Source organism: Corynebacterium sp. HMSC034B08 (assembly GCF_001835805.1).
In the GTDB taxonomy this organism is placed as follows: Bacteria; Actinomycetota; Actinomycetes; order Mycobacteriales; family Mycobacteriaceae; genus Corynebacterium; species Corynebacterium coyleae.
On the sequence record NZ_KV825933.1, the window covers coordinates 163,974 to 183,977 of the forward strand.

General features: G+C 62.1%; 17 protein-coding genes. 12 read left to right on the top strand and 5 right to left on the bottom strand.

Annotated elements, in window-relative coordinates; genetic code table 11:
- Window positions 1–129 precede the first annotated feature (129 nt).
- Window positions 130–585, bottom strand: a complete 456-nt coding sequence (locus HMPREF2656_RS03860) for an SdpI family protein (RefSeq protein WP_246825106.1) — start codon at window positions 583–585, stop codon at window positions 130–132.
- An 88-nt stretch (window positions 586–673) separates the two neighbouring features.
- On the opposite strand from HMPREF2656_RS03860, the gene HMPREF2656_RS03865 reads away from it, so the two are divergent.
- The 4 genes from HMPREF2656_RS03865 to HMPREF2656_RS03875 all read left to right on the top strand — a co-directional run bounded on the left by HMPREF2656_RS03865 (window position 674) and on the right by HMPREF2656_RS03875 (window position 4,615).
- On the top strand, window positions 674–1,900 hold the full coding sequence (locus tag HMPREF2656_RS03865) for a dicarboxylate/amino acid:cation symporter (protein WP_070815901.1): 1,227 nt from the start codon (window positions 674–676) through the stop codon (window positions 1,898–1,900).
- A 212-nt stretch (window positions 1,901–2,112) separates the two neighbouring features.
- A complete protein-coding gene (locus HMPREF2656_RS03870; protein WP_141761003.1) occupies window positions 2,113–3,429 on the top strand; it encodes an ATP-binding protein in 1,317 nt (438 codons plus the stop codon).
- Window position 3,430: 1 nt separating this feature from the next.
- Window positions 3,431–3,850, top strand: coding sequence for a hypothetical protein (locus tag HMPREF2656_RS12420; RefSeq protein WP_083319423.1), 420 nt, complete (start codon window positions 3,431–3,433; stop codon window positions 3,848–3,850).
- A 57-nt stretch (window positions 3,851–3,907) separates the two neighbouring features.
- Window positions 3,908–4,615: a hypothetical protein gene (locus HMPREF2656_RS03875; protein ID WP_070815902.1), complete on the top strand. Its 708-nt coding sequence runs from the start codon at window positions 3,908–3,910 to the stop codon at window positions 4,613–4,615.
- Window positions 4,616–4,642: 27 nt separating this feature from the next.
- On the opposite strand, the gene HMPREF2656_RS03880 is transcribed toward HMPREF2656_RS03875, so the two are convergent.
- The 3 genes from HMPREF2656_RS03880 to HMPREF2656_RS03890 form a co-directional block, all read right to left on the bottom strand.
- Complete coding sequence (locus HMPREF2656_RS03880) at window positions 4,643–5,047, bottom strand: hypothetical protein (protein WP_070815903.1); 405 nt, start codon at window positions 5,045–5,047, stop codon at window positions 4,643–4,645.
- 324 nt (window positions 5,048–5,371) lie between these two features.
- Window positions 5,372–5,788 carry a hypothetical protein gene (locus tag HMPREF2656_RS03885; RefSeq protein ID WP_070815904.1) on the bottom strand — a complete coding sequence of 139 codons (417 nt, stop codon included), beginning with the start codon at window positions 5,786–5,788 and terminating at the stop codon, window positions 5,372–5,374.
- Window positions 5,789–5,934: 146 nt separating this feature from the next.
- A complete protein-coding gene (locus tag HMPREF2656_RS03890) occupies window positions 5,935–6,363 on the bottom strand; it encodes a hypothetical protein (RefSeq protein WP_141761004.1) in 429 nt (142 codons plus the stop codon).
- A 106-nt stretch (window positions 6,364–6,469) separates the two neighbouring features.
- On the opposite strand from HMPREF2656_RS03890, the gene HMPREF2656_RS03895 reads away from it, so the two are divergent.
- The 3 genes from HMPREF2656_RS03895 (at window position 6,470) to HMPREF2656_RS03910 (ending at window position 10,716) form a co-directional block, all read left to right on the top strand.
- Window positions 6,470–7,921 (top strand): DUF5129 domain-containing protein, encoded by a 1,452-nt coding sequence (locus HMPREF2656_RS03895; protein WP_070815906.1) that lies wholly within the window; start codon window positions 6,470–6,472, stop codon window positions 7,919–7,921.
- 176 nt (window positions 7,922–8,097) lie between these two features.
- Window positions 8,098–9,345: an amidohydrolase gene (locus tag HMPREF2656_RS03900; protein ID WP_070815907.1), complete on the top strand. Its 1,248-nt coding sequence runs from the start codon at window positions 8,098–8,100 to the stop codon at window positions 9,343–9,345.
- A gap of 657 nt (window positions 9,346–10,002) precedes the next feature.
- Window positions 10,003–10,716, top strand: a complete 714-nt coding sequence (locus HMPREF2656_RS03910) for a hypothetical protein (protein WP_070568312.1) — start codon at window positions 10,003–10,005, stop codon at window positions 10,714–10,716.
- 12 nt (window positions 10,717–10,728) lie between these two features.
- On the opposite strand, the gene HMPREF2656_RS03915 is transcribed toward HMPREF2656_RS03910, so the two are convergent.
- Window positions 10,729–11,625, bottom strand: a complete 897-nt coding sequence (locus tag HMPREF2656_RS03915; protein ID WP_070815909.1) for an acetamidase/formamidase family protein — start codon at window positions 11,623–11,625, stop codon at window positions 10,729–10,731.
- Between the two features lie 740 nt (window positions 11,626–12,365).
- On the opposite strand from HMPREF2656_RS03915, the gene HMPREF2656_RS03920 reads away from it, so the two are divergent.
- The 5 genes from HMPREF2656_RS03920 to HMPREF2656_RS03940 are packed head-to-tail and all read left to right on the top strand — an operon-like array spanning window position 12,366 to window position 19,769.
- Window positions 12,366–13,844 (top strand): DUF3375 domain-containing protein, encoded by a 1,479-nt coding sequence (locus HMPREF2656_RS03920; protein ID WP_371440646.1) that lies wholly within the window; start codon window positions 12,366–12,368, stop codon window positions 13,842–13,844.
- Complete coding sequence (locus HMPREF2656_RS03925) at window positions 13,841–14,440, top strand: DUF4194 domain-containing protein (protein WP_070815910.1); 600 nt, start codon at window positions 13,841–13,843, stop codon at window positions 14,438–14,440. The genes HMPREF2656_RS03920 and HMPREF2656_RS03925 overlap by 4 nt, the downstream gene beginning before the upstream one ends.
- Entirely contained in the window at window positions 14,437–17,724 is a 3,288-nt protein-coding gene (locus HMPREF2656_RS03930; protein ID WP_070815911.1) for an ATP-binding protein, read from the top strand. The genes HMPREF2656_RS03925 and HMPREF2656_RS03930 overlap by 4 nt, the downstream gene beginning before the upstream one ends.
- Window positions 17,725–17,746: 22 nt before the next feature.
- Window positions 17,747–18,856 (top strand): DUF3322 domain-containing protein, encoded by a 1,110-nt coding sequence (locus HMPREF2656_RS03935; RefSeq protein WP_210400954.1) that lies wholly within the window; start codon window positions 17,747–17,749, stop codon window positions 18,854–18,856.
- Between the two features lie 19 nt (window positions 18,857–18,875).
- On the top strand, window positions 18,876–19,769 hold the full coding sequence (locus tag HMPREF2656_RS03940; RefSeq protein ID WP_070815913.1) for an ornithine cyclodeaminase family protein: 894 nt from the start codon (window positions 18,876–18,878) through the stop codon (window positions 19,767–19,769).
- The last annotated feature ends 235 nt before the right edge of the window (window positions 19,770–20,004 follow it).

Sequence of the window (20,004 nt, forward strand, 5' to 3'; positions counted from 1 at the left end):
GGGGGACAAGCTGGCGGGCCGTGACTTCGCTAGGTGGCGCGCCAGTTAGGCGAGCCACCACCATGTTTGAGAAGTCATGTACGTCACAAAAAGGAAGTGTAGCCGAGGATCCGGCTTCGCGGGCTCATTTTATTCGTTGTTGTCGGCGTGGTCGGCGGCTCGTCGCAAAGCATCAAGGTTCACCGCGGGCTTCTCCTCTTCTTGCGCAGGCGCCTGCTCACGCGCGTGCTCCACCAACGTCGCGGCGCGCGCACCGAAGTTGCCGCCCACGGACGCCGAAATCACCGCCGCTACCGCCGCGACCGCCGGCATAATCCACACCCAGCCGGAAGCGATGAACGAAAACGCCGCCCCGAACGCGAGCGCCAACGCGGCCAGCACCCAGAACGGGCCCGCAACCTTGTGGGCCTGATTCCAGATCCCCGGGTCCTTACGCACAGCCGGCACGTGGAGGCCGATCCACTTGTTGCCGGGCAGCTTGCCTGCGGTGGCGAGCGCACCGGGGATAAACAGTGCAAGCGTCAGCAGCGTAAAGACGATACCGAGAACAACGTTAAGGGTGGTCATGTTCGCAAACGGGCTCATAGCCCCCAAGCATACGACCGCACACTCACCTGCAAAAAAATATGATCAAAATACAGTAGATTGCATAAATACGGGCTACGCTAGGCCCATGCAAAAGAAAATCCTCCACTCATTGCTGTTCTGGGTGGTTGTAGCGATTGCCTTGGGCTTCGCCTGCAGCTTCTTCTTCCCGGACTGGCTTGCCCGCGTCTTTGTCACGTTCAACGGGCTGTTCTCTAACTTCCTCGGCTTCTTCGTCCCGGTCCTTATCTTCGCCCTCATCGCCCCCGCCATCGCGGGTCTGGGTCAGGGCGCAGGCAAGTGGCTCGGCGTCACCGCCGGTGTCGCATACGGCTCCACGTTCATCTCCGGCCTGATCGCGTGGTTCACGGCGTCCACGCTGTACCCGAGGCTTCTGGACGGCAAGACCCTCATCACCGATGTCGCCGACCCCGATGCCGGCGGCCTCTCCCCTTACTTCAGCGTTGAAATGCCGCCACCACTGGAAGTCATGTCCGCGCTGCTCCTCGCCTTCGTCGTCGGCCTGTCCATGACGGCGGTGAAGTCCGACAACCTGTTCAAGGTGCTCGGCGAGCTCAACGACATCGTGCTCAAGGTCGTGGTCACCTTCGTCATCCCGCTGCTGCCGCTGTTCATCTTCGGCACCTTCCTCAACCTGGGCATGAACGAGAACTTCGGCGACACCATGGCGGCCATGGGCGTGGTCCTCCTGCTCTCCGTCGTGATGACCGTCGTGATCGTCCTGCTGCAGTACCTCGTCGCAGGCACCGTCGCTGGCGTGAACCCGTTCAAGGCGCTGAAGAACATGCTGCCGGCATACTTCACAGCACTGGGCACCTCGTCCTCCGCGGCGACCATCCCGGTCACCTACAAGTCCACCCTGAAGAACAAGGTTGACGAGGACGTCGCCGGCTTCGTGGTCCCGCTCTGCGCGACGATTCACCTGTCCGGCTCGATGATGAAGATCACCCTCTACGCGCTCTCCATCGTGTTTATGGCCAACCTGGATATTTCCGCCGGCCAGGTCATCGGATTCATCCTCCTGCTGGGCATCATGATGATCGCCGCGCCGGGCGTGCCGGGTGGCGCCATCATGGCCGCTGTCGGTCTGCTGCAGTCCAACCTCGGTTTCGACGAGTCCATGGTCTCCCTCATGATCGCGTCCTACATCGTCGTTGACTCCTTCGGTACCGCCGCCAACGTCACCGGCGACGGCGCGATCGCCCTGATCGTGAACAAACTCGCTGCGGGCAAGATCAAGAGCGATTCGCTTAACGACGACACCGTCACCACCGCGGAGGAAGCCACCCGCTAGTCCCCCACTGATTTGAGACGACCGCCCTTCGGGGCGGTTTTCTTTTGCCTTGTTGCTCTTCGAGGTGTTTCACGTGAAACATCAGGTGTTCACTGTATCGAGGTGGCTCCTCACTGTATGAAGTGACGCCCTCACTGTAAAAAGAGGGGTGAAAATGGGTCCTCACTGTATTGAGTGATGCCCTCACTGTAAAAAGTGAGTACAGTGAGAGCATGAGTGAGCGGATGGATGACATCATGGCCAGGCTGCGGCGCCAGCGGAATGATGATCACTGGATTGAGGCGAAATCCGGTACGGGGAAGTTGGATACAGCCTTTTGGAAGGCTGTGAGCGCCTTTGCAAATACGAAGGGTGGCCTGATCGTCCTTGGCATTGAGGAAGATCATTCGACCGGTACGTTCCAGCCAGCCACTGATTTTGACTCTCGTGCGATGAATGATCGACTCATCAGTGCTTTGAGGGTCGACCAACAGAAGCCTCCGGTGACGCCGATACCCGAGACTGTCGTCGAACTCGATGAATACCAGGGTTCGCCGGTGATCTTGGTTGAGGTGCGGCCGATGCGTACCGATGAGCGCCTCGGAAAGCAGATGCCGTGTTACGTGACCTCGCAAGGACTCCGGGATGGCGCGTACAAGCGAGTACTGGATGGCGATCAGAGGCTTTCCAGCTACGAGATCTTCCAGCTCATGAATCTCTACACGCCAGATTCCTCGGAGTTGCTGCCTGTTCCTGGGGCGAGCCTCGATGACCTGGACGGCCAGACGTGGAACGGTTTGATCCAATCTTTGGAGAAGAGGGGTTCTCGGATCCGAGTGGGAACAAGAACCGATGCAGAGGTTCTGGAGCGACTGCATGTGCTTGATGCAGAGGGCGTACCAACCCTTGCGGGCGCGTTGGCATTAGGCAGTTACCCGCAACAGTTTTTCCCGCAGCTCTTCATCGATGTGGCGGTTCACCCGACGACGGAGAAGTCTACATCTGACACGCGCTTCCTTGATCGGGCTCACTGCGACGGTCCGCTTCCATTGGCGGTCGAGGATGCGATTAAAGCTGTCGTGCGCAATCTCCGGGTTCGTACTGTGGAAGTTGGGGCGAATATGGTCGACGAACCTGAGATTCCAGAGATTGCTCTGCGTGAAGCGATTGTGAATGCCGCGATGCACCGTGACTACAGTCCGCAGGTTCAGGGGCGGCAAGTGCAGGTTGATGTGTACCCGGACCGGGTCGAGGTAAACAGTCCCGGCGGACTGTGGGGAGATCGCACCGAAGACAATATCGACGAGAACAGGTCGGTAAGCAGGAACCCTTCGCTCGCGAACTTGCTAAGCAACCTTCCAACGCCTTCGGGCTCGATGCGCGTGGCTGAAAACCAGGGAAGTGGTATTCAGCGGATGAAGCAAGGGATGGAAGGCTATGGCCTGCCCCAGCCGGTGTTCGATGCGAAGATCGGAGAGTTCACCGTCATCCTCTACAGGTTCGGGATCCTCGATCCTGAAATGTCGGCATGGAGGGATCCTCGATCCTGAAATGTCGGCATGGTTGGAGTCGGTCGCACCTGACAGCACTCGAGAGGAACAGATCGCGCTGGCGATTGCCAAGGGTTTGGGTGCTGTGTCCGTGAAGGAGCTCCGTAAGCACATTGGGCTTGATAGTGACGATGCACGCAGTCTGTTGAGTGATCTCGTCACACGCGGGCTGCTCGGTCCGGGCCACACGCGGGATTCGTTTGTTCTTTCAAGCAGCGGCATCGAACTCGATGAAACGGACAACAAACTCATCGCCTACCTGGCCCAAGTTGGAGAGGCAGCAGCACGCGATATCGCGGACCACCTAGACGTGAGTGTCAATACCCTGCGCCCAAGACTCCGCAGCATGGTGGATGTGGGTGAAATTGTGCCCACTGCCCCACCGACAAGCCGCAAGCGAAAGTATCGCCTCCCCAACTAAGCGCGCCGTTTCACGTGAAACATTTCTCTACTCCCCCAATGGCGTAGTGTCATTCGCATGTCCTTCGAGATCGTCACCACTCATTTCGTGGCGCACGAGCCGGACCTCGACGGCGCGTACGAGCTTTACCTGAACCGCATCCGGGCCAGCGGCGTCGAGATTGCGGCGGTGTCGCCGCACCCCCACCCCATAGAGGACGAGTACGTGCTTTGGGATCTCCGCTGCCAAGCCGCGTACGACAACCTCGCCGCGCCGGAGGACCTCCAGCTCTACGAGCTCAACGCCCTCGTGGACTTCACCACGACCAACCGCGACGAGGCGCTTGACTACTTCTTTTTCGAGGATATGGGCGGCCCCACGCGGTTCGCGGCGGCACTCGGCGGCCTGTCGGACCTCACGCTTCGCGACGAGCCCACCGGCCCCCTCTCCCTTACCACCATCGTTTATCTCGGCGCCTCGCAGCACATGGCGGTGGCGCAACAGCTTTTCGACGACACCCTCGCCGCCCTCAACGCCGTCGCCTACCAACCCTTCGTCGCCCCACTCGAGGGCACCGAACATGCTGATCTCGTCGGCCCGCTTTGGCTTCGCGACGCCACCTTGAACATCATCGGCAAAGGCGACGGCATCTTCTCCCCCGGCAAGGACGCCTGGGCGGGTTGGGTGCTCACCTCAGACAGCAACAACACCGCCGAGCTTCAACTGCGTGAGCGCATCGAGCCTGACGCAGTGGTGATTAGCCGGGCGGTGTCTGAACCGTTCTAGCGGGCTGTACCCGCTGGCGGTGTTGGCTTAGTTGGTCGGTGCGGTGGCTGCGCTGCCAGCTGCATCGTCGGCAGCGCCACCTGCTGCACCGTCAGCCGGAATGGAGTTGGTCACTACCTCGTCGGAAATGACCGCGTCGCTCGGCGCCAACGGATCCTCGGAGACAACAGCCGTATCGGAGACGACCACATCGCCGGTGGAGTCCGTGCCACCCGTGCCACCCGTGCCACCCGTGCTGCCCGTGTCGCCGGCAGTGCCCGTGTCGCCTGCGGTGGCGCCACCGGTGGTGACGGCGTCGCTGACGTCGGAGACCACACCGTCGGTCGGGGTGGTCACGGAGTCGTTGGTGTCCTCCGAGTCGTTGCAGGCGGCAAGTCCGGTTGCGCCGAGAACAAGAGCGGTAGCGGCGGCTGCAATACGAGTGTTGGTCATGTTTACTCCTTCGCTAATTGATTCGCACGAGTTGATTCGCTCGGGCGTCGTGCCCGTCGCTATTCACTTGTACGGGCCGAATCTGTGTTGCGGGTTGGAGAAATCACACAGGTTTCGTGTTCTTCACTGACGTTTGCGTCCCCACTCCGTCACGCGACGGTGAAAACGGCTGCTCTCGGGAACTTTCCTCCCCCACCGCACCCAAATAATTCACTTTCCCCAGGAGACCACGACGGCACACCGAAGAAAGTTCCACATGGCAACACAAAACCCGGCCCCTTCAACAAGGACCGGGTTGAATTTGTAGCGCCTAAGCGCGCCGACCTAGAACGGCAGCGCCGGGAGCTGAACGCCCGGGATGGCACCGGAGAAGGCAGCGGCTGCGCCGAGTAGTGCGACGAGTGCGACCGGGACGCCGATCAGGAGGGCGAGCATGCCGGACTTGTACTCTTCCTGATCAGCGGTCTTCTTGATGCAGACGCCGGACGGGGTGGAGCTGTTGTACTCCTTTAAATATTCGGTCTTGTTTTCCTCGATGGCCTGCTTGATCTCGGCCCGCTCTTGGTCGGTCTTGGCCTCCTTCAAGGAGAGGTCGTAATTAAGGAAAACTTCGTCTATTTGGACTTTGCAATCCCTGTAGTAGAGCGAAGAGCCAAAATCTCCTTCAGCGGCGAATGCCGGGCTGGCAACGAGGGCCAGGGGCAGGGTTGCCGCCACGGCGGCGGTGGTGATGCGCTTCATGGTTTTCTCCTTGGGGTGAGGTGTGTACCTGCTATTAAACGTGTGTCGAAGAAGGTTCGCAGCACGAACAACAAAAACCTCACCACAGCAAAAGACCCGGTCTCCCACCAGGGGAGCCGGGTCAAAGTACCGCGTCTAAGTGTGACTTAGAACGGCAGTGCCGGGAGCTGCAGGCCCGGGATGGCGCCGGAGAAGGCAGCGGCTGCGCCGAGCAGTGCGACGAGTGCAACCGGGACGCCGATCAGGAGGCCGAGGATGCCGGACTTGTAGTTGTCGTCCTTGATGAGCTCCTGGATGCAGTCGCCGGTGGACTTGGTTTCCTTGGCCTTGGTTTCGTCAGCCTTAGCGTCGCCGTCCTTGGCCTCGACGGGCTTCTCTTCCTTCTTGCACGCCTTGAAGCGTTCGGAGGAGCCAACCTTGGTCTCGCCGGCCTTGTCGCCCTCCTGCTTGGAGATGGAGGAACCGTTGTTGTCCGGCTTCGGCGGGGTGGTGCCCTGGGTCTCAGCGAATGCGGGGCCGGCAACGAGGGACAGGGACAGGGTTGCAGCAGCGGCTGCGGTAGCGATGCGCTTCATGGGGTTCTCCTCAATGAATCGGTTAAACATGCCAGGGCTCTGACACGTGTAAACCTAACATCGCTCGCCAAGCGATGTGTGTTACTTCGTCGCTAAAACTTTTTCCATGGCGAATTTGAGTGAGACTGCAGCGGTTCTTGGCGTCACGGCGTTGGTGGGTTTCGGTGGCGCCGCCGTCGGCTACAACATGGTGGATGTGCCGGAGATTTCGCAGGTCATGATGCAAACGCATGGCGCGCCGAATGCGATTATCGACGACCCGCAGCAGGTCCTCTCCCCCGACGACCGCGCCCGTCTCGAGCGTGACACTGCGCGCATTGATGCGCCTGAGGTGGTCACGGATTTCCACTACATGGTGTTCAAAACGAACCACGACAACGTCCTCGACGACGTTGAGGAAATCCTGCGCACCCAGTACCCGGACCTTGTCGATCAGTCGAAGCGCGAGAACGGCCACCTTGCGGACGGCGCGCTCATCGTCGGCGTAGGCCTCGACCCGCGGCGGGCATTTGTGTACGGCGGCGAGGATGTGACTCGCGAGCTCATACTTGACGACAAATCCCACCTCGCCGATCTCCTCGACGCCATGAAACCCGGCGTGAAGGACGGCAACATCCCGGCCGGGCTGTTCCGTACCGCGAACCAGGCCATGAACGCCGAGGCACTCGCCCAGAAGCAGGTGGACGACGCGACTGATGACCAGATCGGCGCGACCATCGGGCTTGGCGTCCTCGGTGCCGGTGTGGCAGGCGCTAGTGGGGGTGGGTTGTTGGCGGTGCGGGGGCGTCGTCGAAAAGCAGTCGCCCAGGCGCGCAAGGACTACGACACCGTGACCAGCGAATACACCCGCCTGGCAGGACGGTTGGACGAGGTGGACGTGCGGGCGAACTCGCTGACGTCTGCGTTTGCCGACGAAACCCTGCGCCGCCAGTGGGCGGAAGTCCGCGACCGCTTCCTGAGCATGAACGAGTTGGTGCACGGCGCGGCGGGGCTGAACGCGATCAACATGGCCGACGACAAGGACGTGTACGAGCACCGCAGGCAGTTGGCGGACGCGGCCGAATCCGTCAAGCACGTGTCTAAGGCGGAGGAAAACATCGACAGGCTTTTCGCCGTCGAGCATGGCGACGCCGCAGCGCGCCGGGCTGACCTGACCAAGATCCGCGAGGACGTGCTGCGGGCGCGCAGTGAGGTGAAGGGCAAGGAGCTGAAGCGGGAACTCGACCTGCTGATGGGGCGGATCGAGGCGCTTGACGCAAACCCGAACTCCCCCACCTTCCTCGATGACTTCGTGCGCGTGCTCGGCGATTACCGCGTGATCTTGGACCAGGTGAAGAAGAAGCAGTTCAGCGACGTGAAGGAGAAGCAAAAGCTGCGGGCACCGGCGGTGTACGAGACTGGGTTCTGGTACGGCGGGTACGTCCCATATGTACAGATGCACTCGTGGCACGCGGCGAACGTGCAGGCGGCAAAGGCGGCCTCGTCCTCCTCGAGTGGCTTTAGCGGCGGCGTGTCCTCGTCAGGCTTTTCCGCTGGTGGTGGCAGTTCGTCATTCTAAGAAATTCTTCGGTGACAATCGTCACAAAACACAGTTAGGGCTTTTCCTTTATTAAGTCCGTGTTTATACTTGGGTGCGGAGAAATTCGAAGCGCAAACCCGCCACTGAGAACACGCAGTGGCGGGTTTCCTTATGTCCCGACCTAGTAGGTAGGTAGGTAGGCGTAGCGTGAAGGTATGTCTGTCGAGATTGGCAAGGTCAAGAAGATTTTGGGTGGCCTCGCGTCAACCCGAACCGAACGCGAAGAACTGTACAAGCACTTCCACCAACACCCCGAGCTGTCCATGCAGGAGCATGCGACCGCGGAGCGGATCGTTAAGGAACTGGAATCCTCAGGTATCCGGGTGACCCGTGTGGGGGAAACAGGGGTGGTGGCGGTCGTCGATAATGGCGAGGGCCCAGTCGTGGCCATGCGCGCAGACATTGATGCGCTGCCGGTCAAGGAAGCCTCTGGCAAGGACTATGCCTCCACGGCCACGCAGGTTGACGCCAAGACCGGCGTGGAGGTTCCCGTCGCCCATGCGTGCGGCCACGATGTTCACCTCATGTCGCTGCTCACCGCGTTGCAGGCGTTCAACGAGCACAAGGACCAATGGTCCGGCACATTTATCGGCGTCTTCCAGCCCGCTGAGGAGACTGCTGAAGGTGCCCGCGCTATGCTCGCTGCTGGTTTAGAGGAAGCAATGCCGCGGCCCGATGTGTACCTGGGCCAACACGTGCTGGCCAGCCTGCCCGGCGGGCACGTGGGCACGCGACGCGGACCGGTGCTGTCCTCCGCATTCTCGGTGAAGGTCACGGTGCACGGCAAAGGCTCCCACGGGTCGATGCCGGAATTGGGCGTGGACCCGGTGGTGCTTGCCTCCAGCATCGTGATGCGACTGCAGACCATTGTCTCGCGCGAAGTGGCGGCCAAGGAAACCGCGGTGGTGACCGTCGGTGCGATTCACGCGGGCACGAAGTCCAACATCATTACGGACTCCGCCGAACTGCTCATCAACACCCGCGCATACAGCAGCGAGGTCAGCGAGCACCTCAAGGAAGCCATTGAGCGCATCGTGCGCGCCGAATGCGTCGCCGCCCGCAGCCCAAAGGAACCCGAGTTCACCTACTACGACCGCTACCCACTCACCGACAACGACGGGGACGCTACCGACACCGTCCGCGAAGCCTTCGACGCATACTTTGGCGACGAATCCTGCGACCTCGACGCCGTACCCGCCTCCGAGGACTTCTCCATCATCCCCGACGCACTCGGTGTCCCCTACACCTACTGGGGCCTGGGAGGCTTCGCGGACATGAGCAAGGCTGTGGGCAACCACAACCCGGCGTTCGCACCTGATCTCCAGCCCACACTCGACCGTGGCGCCGAAGCAGTCGTCGTTGCTGCTTCCGCCTGGTTGACCGTGCCGGTCTCGGCGGATTAGTGGAGTTTAAAAATTTATGCAGCGGCCAATGGGGGCATGGGCCGCTGCAAAGGACCCGAAGGCCCTGGGTGGGGACTATGTCCCCCAAAGGGAGCCCGCGCCTCTCGCACTCTAAATGGGGGGGGTTGGGTGAGTGCTCAGCCGGTTCTCGGGGGGTGTAACCGTGGGCGGGGCTCCGGCTCAAATATAGATCATGTGTAAATGGCTTGTCTAGTCTTAGTGCAAAATACTGCTAAACATGCAGGTAAAAGGCGTGGTGTTGCGGTGGTGGGGTGCGGTTACGGCAGTTCCACGCCACACTGCTTGAGGATCGTTTTGGGCAGGCGGAAGCGAGCGGTCATGCGAACAGGTGTGCTATTTTTGTGCTGAAGATTCTCGGCACCTATTAAACTGTCGGTTAATAAAACTGCTGGTTACGAAAGAAGCAGACGGAGGCGAGAAAGTTGCCATTGGAAATCACTGTCACCAATAGTGAAGAGCTTCTTGAAAGGAAGCGAGAGTGTTTGACATCTCTAAGGGCCACCACTCGCCTTCCCCATGCTGAATTTCAAGACCTCAAGGTGCTGGCGAATGCCGGCATGTTGAGCGAGGATGAGCGGACCGTGTACGACGAGCTGCAGACAGTTTTCTTACTGCTCGGTGAGGGTCGTTTTGGGAGTGCATGATGCGGCAGGGCGGTTTCTCGGTGACGTGAGAGACACGTTGCTCGAGGCGTTGCCGCTGGCATGCAGAGCGGATTTACAGGCGAAAGCCAAGCTAAACATCGACAAGAATATCGTGGTGGGTGATTTCAAGGCTCCCCTCGTTCACGGTGCTGGACAACCTGAGGGCTCAGTGCGCAGGGAAGACTACAGTCAACTCTTTCACGTGATTATCAATTACGAACTGTCATCCGATTCGTCGGAGAAGTTCCTAGCCGTAAAGAGCAGCAAATTCGAACTGCGGGTTGCTACGTCGCCGGGCATACGTTTCGAGTTTGAGCGTGACTACACCAGCGCGCCCTGTGCGCATATCCACTACTCAGGGGTCGCAGGGTTGCTCAGTCCAGCGTTAATGCAGAACTTTCAGGACAAATCAGGCAACCCGAGGAAGAAGGGGCGCCTAGATGAATTGCACTTACCTGTGGGAGGAAAGCGTTTTCGTCCGTCGCTTGAGGACTTCCTCTATTTTGTGATCAGCGAATGTGGATTCCGTGGGAGGCCAGGATGGGAACCTGCACTACAGGAACGACGCCGAGTATGGCTTTCTAAACAGGCTTCTGCGGCAACCCGAGATCATCCCGAAGCTGCTGCAGAGGCGCTCAGGGACCTCGGGTTTACCGTCACTCCCCCGAAGGGGTTCACTACGCCTAAAGCAGATGCGCAATGGTGAATTGCCCGTTAGCTACGGCAGTTCCACACCGCACTGCTTGAGGATCGTTTTGGGCAAGCGGAAGCGAGCAGTCATGCGGGGGTCGACGATCTGGCTGATCTGGGTGTCGCCAACCAGGGATAGCAGCATGAGGGCGTCGGTGGCGTCGAGCGCGGATACGCTCACGAGCCAATCGCGCATCATGCGGGTGGACTCCTTGACGGCGTCCATCAGTTCGATCTCGGAGGAGATGGCGTAGACCGCGTCGCCGGAATCCAAGAACGGCAGCGGCAGCGGGCGGCCTTCGAGCACCGTCACGCGGATCTTCACCTCGGCCTCGATCTCGGCGCCACAGACTGCGACTTCGCCGTCGCCCATGACGGCGTGGACGTCGCCAAGGCTGAGGTTCGCGCCGTCGACCTCCACTGGCAGGTACAGGGTGGAGCCGGCGACGATCTCCTTCGTGTCCATGTTGCCGCCGTGCTGGCGCGGCTCACCGGTGGGTACCGACTCGGATGCCGGTGCGGTGCCGATGACGCCGATCATTGGGCGGATGGGGATGGTGATGTCGTCAGAAAACTGCGCCTTGCCATCGCGGATCGGGACGATGCGGGTGCGCTCCTCCACCGTGCCGGGCAGCGCGCCGAAATCAGGGTGGGTGGTCATGGTGGCCTGCTCGCCGACCTCGATGCTGAGGATCTCCACCTTCAGTGTGTCGCCAGGGCGTGCTCCCTTGACCGCGATTGGGCCGGTGGCTGGGTTGACCTTGTCCCAGCCGACGGTGCTGAACAGCTGGGACTCGTCGGTAATCGTGTTGGAGAAGCAGTCAAGGGTTCGAACCGTAACCTCGTCGCCGCTTTCCACATGAAGGCGCGGCTCTTGGTCCGGAGACAGGGCCAATACACACGCGTTGGAATCGATGGAGTGCATCCTTTTACCTCTCTTCGAAGGAACAACCACTGGATTGCCTCTGACCATAGTTGGAAACAGAAATTCGCAGGTGAAGTATGGGAAAAGGGCGAGTATGTTCAGGCTGCCAGAGGCCTTTAGGGGCCTTCAGCGACATTCAGGGGCCTGGAGCATTCAGTGTCGACGAGGCCCGCGAACGTTTGGCGCGTGAACCCCTCGACCGGTGCTGCCGAATGTTTCACGTGAAACCCGGCTGTTGTAGGGCGCTGGCGGCTGTGGCGGTGGCGATAACGAAGTCGCGACTTGCCCCCCGAGTTTCCCGGTACCAAATACGCGGAACACGGGAGCACCGGCTCTGCGAAACACTGAGACCAAAAACCTGCACTGGTACTTCGGGCATTTGGTGTCGATTCAATGGTTGCTCAGTAGATCGTGTATGTTCGGGTTTACGCACACCACGTCCTCTCCGGTTCGCCGTGACGGCGTGGTTTTCTCAATCCTTAGGGGGAATGGATGGGTTAAGGGTCAAAGGAGGCGCGGACATTTTGACCGTTAACCCTAGGCGCCTAAAAACGCTTGAGAATAGCGGAATTCCTTCCGCCTACTCGCACTCTAAATGGGGGTGGGTGAGTGCTCAACCGGTCTCGGGGGGGAATGGACCGTGGACGGAGGGGCCCAAAAGCGGATATAGACGATCGCCCTCAGTGTGTCTACACCTAGAGCAAAAAAGTTTTTCGGTGCAGGTGGGAGGGTGCTATGGGATGATGGTCGGCATGACCATTCAGGCCCGGGCGCTGACATATAAGCGTGAAAAGGAGCAGTCGGCCGCGATCCGTTTGTTGCACGCGGACAACGCCCCGGTGCTACTCGCGGTCGTGGCGGAGCACTTCCCGCGAGGCGCAGAGGTCCGACCTGCGGAGCAGCTCTATCAGCTCATGGCTGAGGACTTCGCGGTGTTGCGCGGTATCTTCGAGCTCCCGAAAACACCCCAGGCGTACTGCAACGACTGGGTGAAAGCCGGGTGGCTGGTGCGCAAGTCCGGCACCAGGGAAACGGGTGAGACGCTTGAACCAAGCGAGCAAACGCTCACCGCGCTGCAGGTGATGGACCGTGTCAGTGCACCGCGATCGGCGGTGACGGCGAGCCGGGTGGCGTCGATAAGCAATGCCCTGCAGGCGCTCGCGCGGGACACGGACCCGAACATCGACTCCCGCCTGAGGCACCTCGAGGCCGAACGCGCCCGCATCGAGGCAGAGATCGAGCAGGTCGAGCGCGGGGAATTCGAGCTGCCCTCCCCCGCCACCGTGCACGAACGGGTGGGCGACATTCTGGAGCAGGCGAATGCGATCCCTGGCGATTTCGCGCGCGTGCGGCACGAGCTGGAAACGCTCAATACGCAGCTGCGCCGCCAACTGCTGGATCCGGAGGGCTCGCGCGGCGACGTGCTGGACGAGATCTTCGCCGGCGTGGACTTGATCGGGGAATCCGATGCTGGCAGAAGCTTCAACGCGTTCTACTCGTTGGTGGTCGACCCGGAACGCGGCGCGTGGTTGGACACGTGGATTGGGCAGGTGCTCGAGCGCGCCGACAACACCGCGATGACACACGAAGAGCGGGCGAAATTCCGCAGGCTGTTCCGCGACATGGAAGACGCCGGCTACGAGGTTAACCGCATGATGACGCGCCTGGCCCGCAACCTACGCAACTACGTGGCCAGCGAACAGTTTGCCGAGGACCGCCGAATGATCGAGCTTTTACGCGACACTCGCAAGCTCGCCGCCGACGCCGCGGAGCGCGAGGAGCTTGCAGCCACCCACAAGATGGACACGCCCTTGCAGCGCATCGGGATGCAGATCACCTCGGTGGCGCAGATCAAGCTGGCGGACCCGGGCGCGGAGGTCATCACCACTGCGGTGGAGGCGTTTGAACCCGGCGAGGGCGACGCGGAGGCGCTCTACCAGGCGGTACGTGAAAGCGAGATCGACTTGGAAGAGCTTATCGCGGCAGTTGGGGAGACGGTTGGGATGGCCGGAGGGGCGTCGATAGGCAAGGTGCTCGAGCGCCATCCCGCCTCCCAGGGGCTGGGGTCGGTGGTGGGCCTTGTGTACCTGGCCCTGAAGCATGGGGTGCGGCAGGACGGCAGCGAAGAGGTGCGCTTCGAGGAAGACGATGGGAGCATTCGCTTGGCGACGGTCCCGCGGTGGCATTTCGACGCCGCAGCAGTAAAGGAGATGCAATGACGGAACCGCTGTGGACGGGCGACACGGGCACCCTGTCCGAGGAAACCCGGCGCGCACTGGTGGACCTGCTCAAAGGTCCGCTCATCACCGCTGACCGGAAGAAGGAAACCTGGCACGCCATCACCACCGACACGGAGACGCTGCGCTCTCGGCTGCACGATGTGTTTTTGGAGCTGGTTGTGGACGAGGACGCCGGCATCGCGTTCACTCGCCACGTCCGCCCGGACGACGAGGACGTGAAAGTGCCGCCGGTGTTGCGCACGGAGGCGCTGACGCACTTGCAAACCGCGATCCTGCTGCAGCTGCGCCACGAGCTGGGCATGTCTACCCCAGGCGAGCGCGTCGTGGTGGGAGAAGATGAGTTGTATGGCGCCATCAGCTACGTCCGTGCGGTGGACAACCGTGACGAGTCCGGGTTTAAGAAGCGCTTCACCGCGGCGGTGAACACCATCCGCAAGTACAGCCTGCTCACCGACACGGAGACCGAGGGGCGCTGGGAGGTCTCCCCTGTGCTGCGCCACATCTTCGACGCTGACACGGTCCACGCGCTGCGCGAGGAGTATCTGCGCCTGGCACAGGAAGGGGCAGAACAGTGACAGAGCAGTTCCGTCTTGCGCGCGTGCAGCTGGTCAACTGGGGCACGTTCGACGGCTACTACGACATCCCCGTCGGCGAGCGTGGGTTTTTGATCACCGGCGCGTCCGGCTCGGGCAAGTCCACGCTTATCGACGCCTTCTCCGCCGTACTAGTCCCGCCTGGCAAGCTGCGGTTCAACGCCGCCGCCCAGCAGGAAACCGGCCGTGACAAGGGGCGCAGCCGCGTGTCCTATATCCGCGGTGCGTGGCGCCGCAGTGAGGACCCGGCCACCGGCGAGATCCGCAGCCAGTACCTGCGCTCCGGAGCGACAGCCAGCATTGTCGCGCTGACCTACCGCGCCGGGAAGGAGGCGTTCACGCTCGCCGCAATCTACCGCCTCAATGCGGGACAGCAGCAGGAAGCGCAGGTGAAAACGCTCTACGGCATTTTTCCCAGCGAGGTGGACGTGGACGGGTTCGTGCCGTTGCTGCAGAACTCCCTGGATAAGCGCAAGTTGGAGGCGAAATACAAAACTGCCGGCGTGACGTTCACGGACCAGTACTCCGTGTTTGCCAACCGCTTCCGCTCCAAGCTGGGTATCGGCAGCGAGGAAGCGCAGATGCTGCTGCACCGCACGCAGTCCGCGAAGTCCCTGTCCAGCATGGACGAGCTGTTCCGCAACTACATGCTGGACGTACCGGCCACGTTCCAGGTCGCGGAGGACGCCGTGGCCACGCACGAGGACCTGCGCCAGGCGTACGAGCGGCTCGAAGACGTGCACCAGCAGATTGAGACGCTCGCTCCCCTGCCGGGGCTGGACACCAAGCTCAAGGATGCGCAGGCGACACAGGAGAACACTGCCGCGCTGTCCGCCGCCCTGCCCAACGTGCGACGTGCGATTGAGGCGAAGCAGCTGCGTGAGCGTATCGACGTCAGCTCCGCCCAACTCGCCGCCCTCGAAGTGCAGGCGCAATCCCTCGAGGCCCGCAAGGAAGCGCAGCAGGAGGCGGTGCAGCGCGCCGTGGTGCAGAGAGAGCAGGTTGCCGGGCAGAGCCTGGGCGAGATCGAGCGCAACATCGCTCGCGAAGAGCACGAGCTTGTTGCGCGCAAGGCGAAAGTGCGCGACCTGGCGGCTCTGGTGCAGTTAGACGGGGCGTTGGACACCGAGCGCTTCGCAGAGCTGAAAGCACAGGCGTCGGCGGAGCTGGCGGCTGCGCCAGAGCAAGTAGAGCACCTGCGCGAAGCGTGGTTCAAGGCCCGAAGCGAACGCGAGAGGCTTGCCGGCGCGGAGGCGTCGGTGGAGACGGAGTTGGCGTCGTTAGGCAACCGCACCTCCAACCTTGACCGGCGGTACGTGGAGAAGCGCGCGCAGCTGTGTGCGGATACCGGGCTGACGGTGCGTGAGCTGCCGTACGTGGGCGAGCTCATCGACGTGCTACCGGAGCAAGCCGAGTGGGAACCGGTGATCCAGCGCCTGCTCGGCGGTTTTGCCGCGACTCTTTTGGTGCCAGCGGAGCGCGAGCGCGAGGTGAGCAGCTGGGTCAATGGCCGCCACTTGGGGATGCGGCTTGAGTACCGCACCGTGCCCGAGGGCGTGGACATGCCGCGCGGACCGAAGAACCCGCTCAGCCTGTTTCATAAGGTGCGCGTGGTGGAGCACCCGATGCGCCCCTGGCTGATGCGCATGCTGGCCACCACCTTCGACTACGCCTTAGTGCGCACCGTGGACGAGCTGGAACGGCAAGACAAGCGCGCGGCCACCATCGACGGCTTGGAGCGCAACCCGGCCGATAGGACTGGCTCCGCTCGGTACGTGAAAAACGACAGGCAGCGCCTGGGCGAACGGCGCAACTACCGCCTCGGCTCCTCCAACCATGCCAAGGTGGAGGCGCTGCGCGCGGAGCTGGCGGAGGCGAAACGCGCGACAACGGCGGCGGGCAACCGCCTAACAGAAGTTGAGCGTAAGCAAAAGGCGCTGGCCAGCGACGTGGAGAAGGCTCGGGCTATCGACGCTATGGAGTGGGCCAGCGTGGACGTCATCAGCGTCGAGGAACAGTTGGCGAGCCTGCGCGCCGAGCTTGAACGGCTGACCTCCTCGCCTGAAGCGAAGGAGCTGGAGCGGGCGTGGCGCGAGGCCGTCGATACGTTGAAGGCCACCGAGCAGGAGTTGCGCAGCGTGCACGACGAGCTCGCCGTGGCCACGCGGGCACTGCAGGACGATCAGGCGCGGCTGAAGCGGATCGAGTCGGAGCACGTGGAGGTGGACCCGGCGCTGGCGGAGCAGCTGGATGCGATGCTCGCGGCCACCACGCGCCGTCTGACCCCGGAGAACTTAAGCGACAGCGCCTTCAAGGTCACCGCGCAGCTGGACGCGCAGGCGAAGCAGGCGGCGAAGACGATCACGGAATCCAGCAACGCCATCGTGAACATTCTGTCCAACTACAAGTCCCGGTGGTCCGCAGAGTCTGCGGAGCTGCAGGCCGCGGCCGAGTTTGCGGGCGAGGCTATTGCGAGGTTGGAGATGCTGCGCTCGGACCGCCTGCCGGAGTTCCGCGGCCGCTTCCTGGACCTGCTCAACGGCCAGTCCGTGATGCACCTGAACACGATTTACAAGGAGCTGCAGCGCGCGAAGGGCGACATTGAGACCAACTTGGGCCCCATCAACGCGTCGCTGCGCCGCTCCCCGTACACCGAGGGGCGCTACCTGCAGATTGAGGTCCGCGACAACCGAGACCGCGTCGTGCGTGACTTCCTGCAGGACCTGCGCGAAGCGACCGCCGGAAGCCTGAGCGAGGCGGACGAGAAGACCGCCATCGAGCGCTACCACCGCCTGGCCAAGATCATGGATCGCCTCGGCTCCTCCGAGCGTGCCGACCGCAGTTGGCGCAACGTCGTGCTGGACACCCGCAGGCATGTGAAGTTCGTGGGCAACGAGGTGGACGCCGAGGGCACGGTGCACAACACCCACGTGGATTCCGCGTCGTTGTCCGGCGGCCAGGCGCAGAAGCTGGTGTTCTTCTGCCTCGCCGCGGCACTGCGCTACCGCCTTGCGGGCGTGGACGCGGACGTGCCCCGCTACGCCACCGTGGTGCTCGACGAGGCCTTCGACCGCGCCGACCCCGTGTTCACCCGCACCGCTATGGACGTGTTTGAAAGCTTCGGCTTCCACATGGTGCTGGCTACGCCGATGAAGCTGATCAAGACCCTCTCCCCGTACGTCGACGGCACCATCGTGGTCCACTACACCGAGGATCCCGTCGCACGTTCCACCTTCGAGCTCATTGAAACCTATGCGCCTGCCTGACCAGTTACCTCTCAAGCTCAATATGGAGCAGTTGCTCCTCGACGAACCCGTCGAGGTGTCCATTCCTCTGAAACCCCCGACTCGTGCGCAGGTGCTTGGCGACGAAACCCGCGCCCGCGAATTCGTCCGCACCTGGCAAGCATGGGAACCCGCAGGTGAGGTGGAGTGGGCTACGCGTTCCTGGGCGGGCTTGGGCAAACACGACGTGCCGGTGCGACTGATGTTGTCCGGATGGGATCGCGTAGCAGAGGTGGTCGGGCGTGCTGGGGAAGTTGCCCTGGCTCGCGAAAGGTTTGCGCGTCTGATTCAGCTGTTTCCCGACAGTTCGGAGTTCCGGGAGCGTGCTGCTCGCACCAATTCAGCGTGGATTGCGCTTTCAGCGGAAGATTTCAACCGACTTTGCCTCGCATTGCATTGGTTTCACGTGAAACCACAATCCGGCCTGCGTCCGCGTGCGGTGCCTATCGAAGGTCTGGACACGAAGTGGATCGCCACGCACCGGAGATTGCTGCAACGGCTCCTTGGGGTGAACGACCTCGGGCTCGCCGAGGGCGACCGCATGATGAGGGTACGGTTCTTGGATTTTTCGTTGGCACCGGCGCCAGGGCTTGTCGATGTGTCCGTTCCCTTTGGCTCGCTTGCGCTCCCGGATGACCTTAGGGTGCTCGTCGTCGAGAACAAGGAGACGTTCCTCGCACTGCCGCACACGCCCGAAGGCTCAAACGTGGTGCTGGTTTGGGGTGCGGGGTACACCGCCGGCGCGCTCCACGAGCTGCCGTGGGTCCGTCAAGCGCGGCAGATTGTGTACTGGGGCGATGCGGACGCGGACGGCTACGCCATCCTGAACACTGTGCGTACCCGTTTGTCTGCCGACGGGTGCTCCGTTTCGGTAGTCAGCGCAGCGATGGACATTGACACCGTGCAGAGGTTCCTCCACCTCGCAGTCGCTGACCCAGGGGATACTGCACGCGTGCTCCCCCGCCTCACCGAGGAGGAGGAACGTGCACGGCGGTTCTTGATCGCATCAGGGAACAAACGGCTCGAACAGGAGCGTGTATCCCTGGACTGGGCGCTCTCACTGCCACAGTTAGCTCCGTTGTGGGATCGGCCATCCCGAGATGGAGCCGTGTAACTCCCCTACACTGGCCGCCATGCGCTACGTGGACTACGACGAAGCAATGGCCACCCTCTCCCCCGCCGCCGCGGTCCAGGCCGTGCGCGACGCGCTGCTCAGCGGCTTCGACCCCGCGACTGACTCGCAGCGCCAAAAGGTCGGCCTCCCCCACGGCGAGATGCACCTGCTTCCGTCGGCGCTCGACGGTGCGGTCGGCGTGAAGGTGCTCGGCATCCAGCCGCCGGGCTCGACCGTGGATGTCCCGTTGATCCAGGGCTCGTACCTGCTCATGGGCGGCGAAACGCTCACGCCGGAGTGGCTTATCGACGCCGCCGCGCTCACCACCCTCCGCACCCCCGCCGTCGCCGTCGCTGGGGTGCTTTCGCTTCTCGACGACCCCGTAAACGCCGTCATCTTCGGCACCGGCGCCCAGGGCCTTGGCCACGCCGCCACGCTCGAGGACGTCCTCGACGTCTCCTGCACGTTCGTCTCCCGGACTCGCCCGGACGGTTTTGCCTATCCCTGGGCTGAGGCGGGCACGTCCGCTGCCGACGAGGCGGTGGCCGGCGCTGAACTCGTGGTCACCGCAACCTCCTCCCCTTCTCCGATCCTGAGCGCCGAGCATCTTCGCGACGGCGCCATCGTCCTCGCCGTCGGCGCCCACACCACCGACACGCGCGAGCTTGATACTGACGTCCTTGCAGGCGCGCAGGTGATCGTCGAAGACGTCGGCGCCGCCAAGGGCGAGGCCGGCGACGTTGCCATCGCGGTCGAGGAAGGCGCACTCTCGTGGGACGACGTCGTGTCCATGGCCGACGTGGTCCGTGGCGATGTTGCGCTGGACACCAGCCGACGCATCGTGTTTAAGATGGTCGGCATGCCGTGGGAGGACTTGGCGGTGGCGCGGGCGCTGGCCGCAGCGGCATCGTGATGTTCCACGTGAAACATTCGGGGGCTGAAAAAGCCTCTTAGATTCCTAGCGTCCAAGAGTTGGGAACGTTTAGGCGAGGGGTGGCCCGGGGGTAATGGGTTGTGGAAGAGGGGGACGAACACTATTCTCTATCCTATCACGACTAGCCGACCTCTCCGTACGGGGAGGCGGCTAGTTTTATTTATATGGATGATGAAGTGCGGGTTAAGCGACAAAATGTGTGTCTGCTATCGGC